This window comes from Chloroflexus sp. (genome assembly GCF_034435895.1).
Lineage (GTDB): Bacteria > Chloroflexota > Chloroflexia > Chloroflexales > Chloroflexaceae > Chloroflexus.
The window spans coordinates 21,544-27,821 of the sequence record NZ_DAOTWH010000008.1 but is presented as its reverse complement, the minus strand read 5'-3'; the positions used below and the strand labels follow the sequence as shown (position 1 = coordinate 27,821).

At 61.2% G+C, this 6,278-nt stretch carries 10 protein-coding genes; 6 read left to right on the top strand and 4 right to left on the bottom strand.

What is annotated here, in order from left to right:
- Both U9R81_RS00590 and U9R81_RS00585 read left to right on the top strand, forming a co-directional pair.
- The coding region (locus U9R81_RS00590) for a vWA domain-containing protein (RefSeq protein WP_322493604.1) at window positions 1-687 on the top strand (687 nt) is incomplete at its 5' end.
- Window positions 684-1,406: a tetratricopeptide repeat protein gene (locus tag U9R81_RS00585; protein ID WP_322493603.1), complete on the top strand. Its 723-nt coding sequence runs from the start codon at window positions 684-686 to the stop codon at window positions 1,404-1,406. The genes U9R81_RS00590 and U9R81_RS00585, both read left to right, overlap by 4 nt.
- Window positions 1,407-1,769: 363 nt before the next feature.
- Here U9R81_RS00585 and U9R81_RS00580 read toward each other — a convergent pair whose 3' ends face one another.
- On the bottom strand, window positions 1,770-2,651 hold the full coding sequence (locus U9R81_RS00580; RefSeq protein WP_322493602.1) for an alpha/beta hydrolase: 882 nt from the start codon (window positions 2,649-2,651) through the stop codon (window positions 1,770-1,772).
- A 116-nt stretch (window positions 2,652-2,767) separates the two neighbouring features.
- On the opposite strand from U9R81_RS00580, the gene U9R81_RS00575 reads away from it, so the two are divergent.
- From U9R81_RS00575 to U9R81_RS00560, 4 genes are all read left to right on the top strand, one after another.
- Complete coding sequence (locus tag U9R81_RS00575; protein WP_322493601.1) at window positions 2,768-3,079, top strand: XdhC family protein; 312 nt, start codon at window positions 2,768-2,770, stop codon at window positions 3,077-3,079.
- Window positions 3,063-3,206 carry a hypothetical protein gene (locus U9R81_RS00570; protein WP_322493605.1) on the top strand — a complete coding sequence of 48 codons (144 nt, stop codon included), beginning with the start codon at window positions 3,063-3,065 and terminating at the stop codon, window positions 3,204-3,206. The genes U9R81_RS00575 and U9R81_RS00570 overlap by 17 nt, the downstream gene beginning before the upstream one ends.
- Before the next feature lie 81 nt (window positions 3,207-3,287).
- Window positions 3,288-4,010, top strand: coding sequence for an XdhC/CoxI family protein (locus tag U9R81_RS00565; protein WP_322493600.1), 723 nt, complete (start codon window positions 3,288-3,290; stop codon window positions 4,008-4,010).
- 126 nt (window positions 4,011-4,136) lie between these two features.
- Window positions 4,137-4,397: a hypothetical protein gene (locus U9R81_RS00560; protein ID WP_322493599.1), complete on the top strand. Its 261-nt coding sequence runs from the start codon at window positions 4,137-4,139 to the stop codon at window positions 4,395-4,397.
- A gap of 300 nt (window positions 4,398-4,697) precedes the next feature.
- On the opposite strand, the gene U9R81_RS00555 is transcribed toward U9R81_RS00560, so the two are convergent.
- From U9R81_RS00555 to moaC, 3 genes are all read right to left on the bottom strand, one after another.
- Entirely contained in the window at window positions 4,698-5,018 is a 321-nt protein-coding gene (locus tag U9R81_RS00555) for a hypothetical protein (protein ID WP_322493598.1), read from the bottom strand.
- Window positions 5,019-5,258: 240 nt separating this feature from the next.
- A complete protein-coding gene (locus U9R81_RS00550) occupies window positions 5,259-5,570 on the bottom strand; it encodes a hypothetical protein (RefSeq protein ID WP_322493597.1) in 312 nt (103 codons plus the stop codon).
- Window positions 5,571-5,631: 61 nt separating this feature from the next.
- Entirely contained in the window at window positions 5,632-6,129 is a 498-nt protein-coding gene (moaC, locus tag U9R81_RS00545) for a cyclic pyranopterin monophosphate synthase MoaC (RefSeq protein WP_322493596.1), read from the bottom strand.
- Between the last annotated feature and the right edge of the window lie 149 nt (window positions 6,130-6,278).

Below are 6,278 nucleotides of genomic sequence, written 5' to 3'. Positions count from 1 at the left end.
CCGGCCCGCGCCGGTCGCCTGCTCGATATGCGCCGTACCCTGCGCCAAAGCTGGCGGTTTGGCGGCGAGCCCGTGGAACTGGCGTGGCGCGATATTCGCACCGAGCCGCGCCCGCTGGTGCTGATTTGCGATATTTCCGGCAGTATGGAGCGCTATTCGCGCATTTTGCTCCAGTTTGCCCATGCGATTTCGGCTGGCTTGGGTGATGTCGAAACCTTTGTGTTCGGCACGCGCCTGACCCGTATCACCCGCCAGTTGCGCCACAAAGACATTGACGACGCGATCGATGCGGTCAGCAAGCATGTGGTGGATTGGAGCGGCGGCACCCGCATCGGCGAAGCGATCAAGGAGTTCAACTTCCGCTGGGGCCGGCGCGTGCTTGGGCGCAGTCCGGTGGTGATGGTGATCAGCGACGGTTGGGATCGCGGCGAGCCTGAATTGTTATCACGCGAGATGGATCGGCTGCAACGCTCGTGCCATCGCTTGATCTGGTTGAACCCGCTGCTCGGCACGCCCGGCTACGAGCCGCTGACGGTCGGGATGCAAGCGGCGCTGCCGTTCGTTGATGACTTTTTACCGGTGCATAATCTCGTGAGTTTAGAGCAACTCGGCGCGAAACTGGCCTCGCTCAGCGCGCAGCGCCCGCTGCGTCGCCAGCGCATGACGACAATGCGAGGGCCGCTATGACGCATCCTGCTCAGTTGAAGGCGGAAGCCGATGCGTTGATTGCGCGCGGCAAAGCGTTGATTGCCGCTGATCTGCCGCAAGCGACCGACCTGCTCAATCAGGCGGTCAAATTGTATTGGGCGGCGGGTGACTACTACAGCGCCGCGGCGCAAACCGGCAACTACGGGTGGGCGTTGCGCCGCATGGGCCGGCCCGATCTGGCCCGGCCCTATTTGGCCCGCGCCGCCGAGATCTTCGCTGATCTCGGCCTTGCCGATTTCGCCGAGCGCCATCGCGCCGCTGCTGAAGACATCGCTGCCGATCTGACGCCGGAGTTTCTCGCCAGCTTGCCGCCGGCAGTGCGGCAGGCGATCGAGCAAGGCGATGGTGCGGCGTTGCAGTTTGCGATCAATGGCTTGCCGCCGGCTGAACAGCAGCAGGTCATTGACCGCTTGGCCGCGATTGGCCTGATCAGCATCGCTGAGAGCGAAGCAGATACCACCCACGCCGTGCAGCAGTTTGAGCCATTGTTGCAAGCGATTGCCGCTGTCGCGCATGGTGACGAGAGCGAGCGAGCCGATGTCGAGCGCGCGTTGGATGACCTTGAGCGCAAGGGGTGGCGCATCCGCAAAGCTGTGCGCCAAATCTGGCAAGGCGAGCGCCGCCGCCAGCGCCTCACCTACGGTCTTGATGAGGTTGATACCGCGATCGTTAATCGCATCCTTGATCTGCTGGCGTGAGGAAGAGCCGCAACCCGGTGTAAGGGGCATCGGGTGTGGCTCCCCCTCCCAACCTCCCCCCGCTGGAGGGAGGTGTGTGACTCCCCTCCCCCAGCGGGGGAGGGGCTGGGGGGGGGGGCAAGAAATCGCCACGAAGAGACACAAAAGGCACAAAAAAAGTATGGTAAACGCTTGTGTCTCTTTGCAGTTCCTCTCCAAAACCCCTTTGCGCCCTCTGCGGAGCCGGACAGCCGGCCGGCTCTACAGCGCCTTTGCGTTAAGAATCTTTGCGTCCTCTGCGCCTTTGCGTTTTACCCCTCTGCGTCTTTGCTCGCTTGGCGCCTTTGCGGTAGCGAAACGCCGGGGTTGGGGTGCGAGCCTTAGTCAGCCAAAAAACTGTTGCAGTGCCGCTAGCGTATCGGCTGGCGCCTCTTCGGGCAAGAAATGGCCGCCGGGGACGCTATGGCCCTGCACATCGACGGCATACTCGCGCCAAACCTGCAACACATCGTAGCGTTTGCCGACAAAACCGTCGCTGCCCCACAACACCAGCAGCGGGCACAACACCTTGCGCCCGGCGCGGAAATCTTCATCGTCGTGCGTGAGATCGATGCTAGCCGCTGCCCGGTAATCGGCGCAACTAGCGGCAATTGCGGCGGGATCACGAAAACAGCGCACATACTCAGCTACTGCCTGATCGGTAAAAGCGGTGGGTGTCCGCCCCCAATGCGCCAGCTTGCTGCGCACCCAGAACTCAGGGTCAGTGCCGATTAGCCGTTCGGGTAACGGCGCCGGTTGGATGAGAAAGAACCAGTGGTAGTACGCCGTGGCAAAAGCGCGGTCAGCGGTGCAGTACATGTGATGGGTCGGCGCAATGTCGAGCACGGCGGCGCGTGTTACCCGATCAGGATGGTCGAGGCACATGCGATGCGTTACCCGCGCCCCACGATCGTGCCCGGCGACGGCAAAGCGGGTAAAGCCCAACTGTTCCATCACCCCGACCATATCGGCGGCCATTGTCCGTTTGCTATACGTTGCGTGCTCGGCATCGTCAGCCGGCTTGTCGCTATCGCCGTAGCCACGTAAGTCGGCGGCTACCACTGTAAACGACGTTGCCAATGACGGCGCAATCGCATACCACATCGCATGCGTCTGCGGGTAGCCGTGTAGCAACAGCAGCGGTGGCCCGCTGCCGCCGATCGCGCCGGAAATCGTCGTGCCGTTGATGGCTTGTCGAAATGGTACGAAACCGTCCAGAATAGTCACGTGACACCACCCTGTATGCTCTTTGCTATATCAGGTATAATCAATTGTATCCGAAACTAATAATCGTACCGGCGGATGAGCGTAAACAATCGTAAGGTTCGGGGAGGCAGCGGACAATGCACGACATTCTTGACGCGATCGACCGCTGGTTGGCCCGTGGCGAGCAGGTGGCGATTGCGACGGTAGTGCGCACGATGGGATCGTCGCCGCGGCAGGTGGGGGCCAAGATGGCGGTGTCGTCGGGCGGCGCAATGATCGGCTCGGTCAGCGGCGGTTGCATCGAGGGCGCGGTGTTTGAAGTATGCCAAGAAGCAATTGCCACCGGCCAAGCTCGCCTGCTCCATTTTGGCGTCGCCGATGAGACGGCATGGGAAGTGGGGTTGGCTTGCGGCGGTACGATTGATGTGCTGGTTGAGCCGCTGCGATAAAGGGTTGCTGCCGGCGCAGCGGGCGAGCCGCCTGCGCTCCCATGGCGCGCTGGGGGTGCGGTCCGCTGGCCCGCACGGCGCTGCCGGCGCAATGCTCGAGCTGCTCGCGCTCATCATGTGGGAATAGCAAACTATGTTTCAGTAAACTGTAGCTCCCTTTCTTTGACGACGGACGAGAAGGGGCGGCTGGATGAGGGTGCAATGTCGTATGAGCGCAATCTATGAACTGGTGCGCGACGCCGTGCGCAATGGCCGGCCATTGGCAACCGTCACGGTGCTGGCCGGCGGGCCGGTCGGGGCTAAGCTGGCCGTGACACCCGATGGCCAAACCTTTGGCGATTTGGGGGATAGCAATCTAACGGCGCAAGCAGTGCAGGCAGCGCTGCCTTTGCTGGCCCAAGGCGATACCCAAGCGATCACGCTGGCCTCTGGCGCGACCGTCTTTATCGAGAGTTTTGTGCCGCCGCCAACCCTCTTTATGGTCGGCGGGGTGCATATCAGCATCGCGTTGGCGGCGCTGGCCAAAGTCGTTGGCTTCCGCACCGTCGTGATCGATGCCCGTGAGGCGTTTGCCACTGGTGAACGATTTGCCCATGTTGATGAACTCGTCGTCGCGTGGCCCGATGAGGCACTTGCGGGCCGGCTCGATGCGCGCAGCAGCGTAGCCGTGCTCACCCACGATCCCAAGCTCGATGACCCAGCCTTGCGAGTGGCATTGCGCTCACCAGCGCGCTATATTGGCGCACTGGGCAGTCCCAAGACCCATGCCCGCCGCCTTGAGCGGCTGGTCGCCGAAGGGTTTACTGCCGAGGAATTGGCCCGCATCCACGGCCCGATCGGCCTGCCGATTGGCGCGAAGACACCAGAAGAGATCGCACTGAGCATTTTGGCGCAAGTGGTGCAAGTTGCCCGGCGCGGCAAGCCGGCATAATTGGCAACGCACAAGAGACACGGATATACCCGGATGGGGCAATGGATGCAGTCCGATGTCGTTATTGCTGGAAGCTGCCATTGTCTACGTTGAATATGCGCTTGGTGCTAGCGAGGAGACCTGACCATGCCGCCGCTTGATCGCCGTCAAGCCGAATTGCTCTACGAAGGCGCACAGGCGCTGGTGCGCGGGGATAAGGAACGCGCGCGCGAGTTGCTGCTGGAACTGGTGGAATTAAACGAACAAATCCCGGAAGCGTGGCTTTGGCTGAGCGGTGCGGTTGACGATCCCGCCGATCAGCGGGTGGCGCTGGAAAATGTGCTGGCGCTTGACCCCGACAACCCCTATGCCCGAGAAGGCTTGGCGTACCTTGATGCGCAGGGGTGAACGCATAGCTTGAGGGCATAGATAACTGGGTCAGTGCGGCGGTATCACTGCCGCACACCATAATGAATTGTCATCGCGCGGGTGTAATGTGGTTATGGAAACCGGTGCGGCGCGGCTCCTCATCAAATCGCCCGTATACCGTGATAGGACACTTATGGCGTGCGGAAGTCAAACTGCCGCACGCCATAGTGAATTGCTCTCGCGCGGGTGTAGTGTGATTATCGACCACCCCTAGCGACACGCACGACCGTGCTCAACGTGCATGCTATTGGGCAGCATTCGGTGATATGCCGCCTCTGCTTACCCCGCCAGCGCTTGCCCGACCCAATACGTATGCCGGCTGACCGTCACCATCCCGCGCACAGCGATGCCCTCGACCGGAGTGACTTCCGCTTCATTGACTAAGACAAGGGTAGGTTCGACGCCGGGGAAGCGCATCTTGTAGGCGGCAATCGCCGCGGCGATCTTCTGCGCTACCGGTGTTTTCGGGTTGTCGTCGTACCACATCAAGAAGGGTGGCTGCCGGCGTGTGAAGGTTTCACTACCCGGTGCGGGAGCGGCTGCTACGGGTGCCAGCGTCGTAACGGGTGCGCTGGCTGGCGCTGATGATTTACGAGCCATAACCGATCTTCTTTCTCTCAGATTGCAGAAACGAGCATCCGCAACGGCGTGAGTCACGATCCTCCTCCTAGCGTCACTTACGTTGGCGCAGGAGATGGTTGCTCAGGCCCTAGCAGTTGGCGGCTGCGCTTGCCCCCTTGCAATAACCAGCGATCAAGCGCGTCGCAACGTGCTGTTATCCTCACCCCAAGGGCGCGCTTAGACGGGGGCAATGGCATGAAGATATGCGCCAGCGCCGGATTACCAGCGCGACCAGTGCCCTCGCTCGTGTTGCCGGTACCACCGGCCCGTTGCCAGATCGTGGATCAAGGTCTGCTCGCCGCCGTCGGTGCAACGTACCCGGTAGTAGCGTAAATCGCCGTCGTGCCGGCACACATCACGAATCCAGACAACGCTGCTGACCCGCTGCACGCGATCATCGTGGCGGAAGGCGGCTGGCAGGAAGCCAAACCGTAAGGCAAGCAGTTCGATTGGTTCGCTGCGCGGCGGGCAACGCATCCGTTGCGGCGCCGGTTGATAGGCCGCCTTTTGTAACGTTTTCCAGCTCAGCATCGCATTCCCCCGGTGTTGGCATGGCTGCTGAGCTGAAGTATATCAGAACATTTGTTCAATGTCAAGCCGGATCGGGGCGTTCCCAATCGCCGCTGCGCCCGCCTCGCTTGGCGATCAGGCGAATCCCATCAATCTGCATCAGCTTATCAACCGCCTTGCACATATCATAGATCGTCAGCGCCGCAATGCTCACCGCCGTGAGCGCCTCCATCTCCACCCCGGTCTGGCCAGCGCAACGCACCGTCGCTTCAATCTCCAGCGCGTTGCCAGCGGGGTCAGGGGTAAACGTAACGCTGGCATGGTTGAGGTTGAGCAGATGGCAGAGCGGAATCAGTTCGGACGTGCGTTTGGCCGCCATGATCCCCGCCACCCGCGCCACCGCTAGCACGTCACCCTTCGGCATCCCCCCGCTCATAATCAGACTGAGCGTCGCCGGCTGCATGATCACCCTCCCGCGCGCAATCGCTTCGCGCGCGGTGATCGCCTTGTCGCCGACATCAACCATCCGCGCATGACCCGCAGCATCGAGGTGGCTCAGTTCGTTCCCTGACTCGCTCATGGGTTCCTCTCTGAATATCGATTTGATGACCTTTACCCATCCATTCGCTCAAATATTCTACTCGATCTCTGCTAGTACGCGCATTTCAACCAAATTGTTGCGTTTTTAGATGCTTTGGCCGCTTGAAACTGGGTGCTAGGTCGGCTATA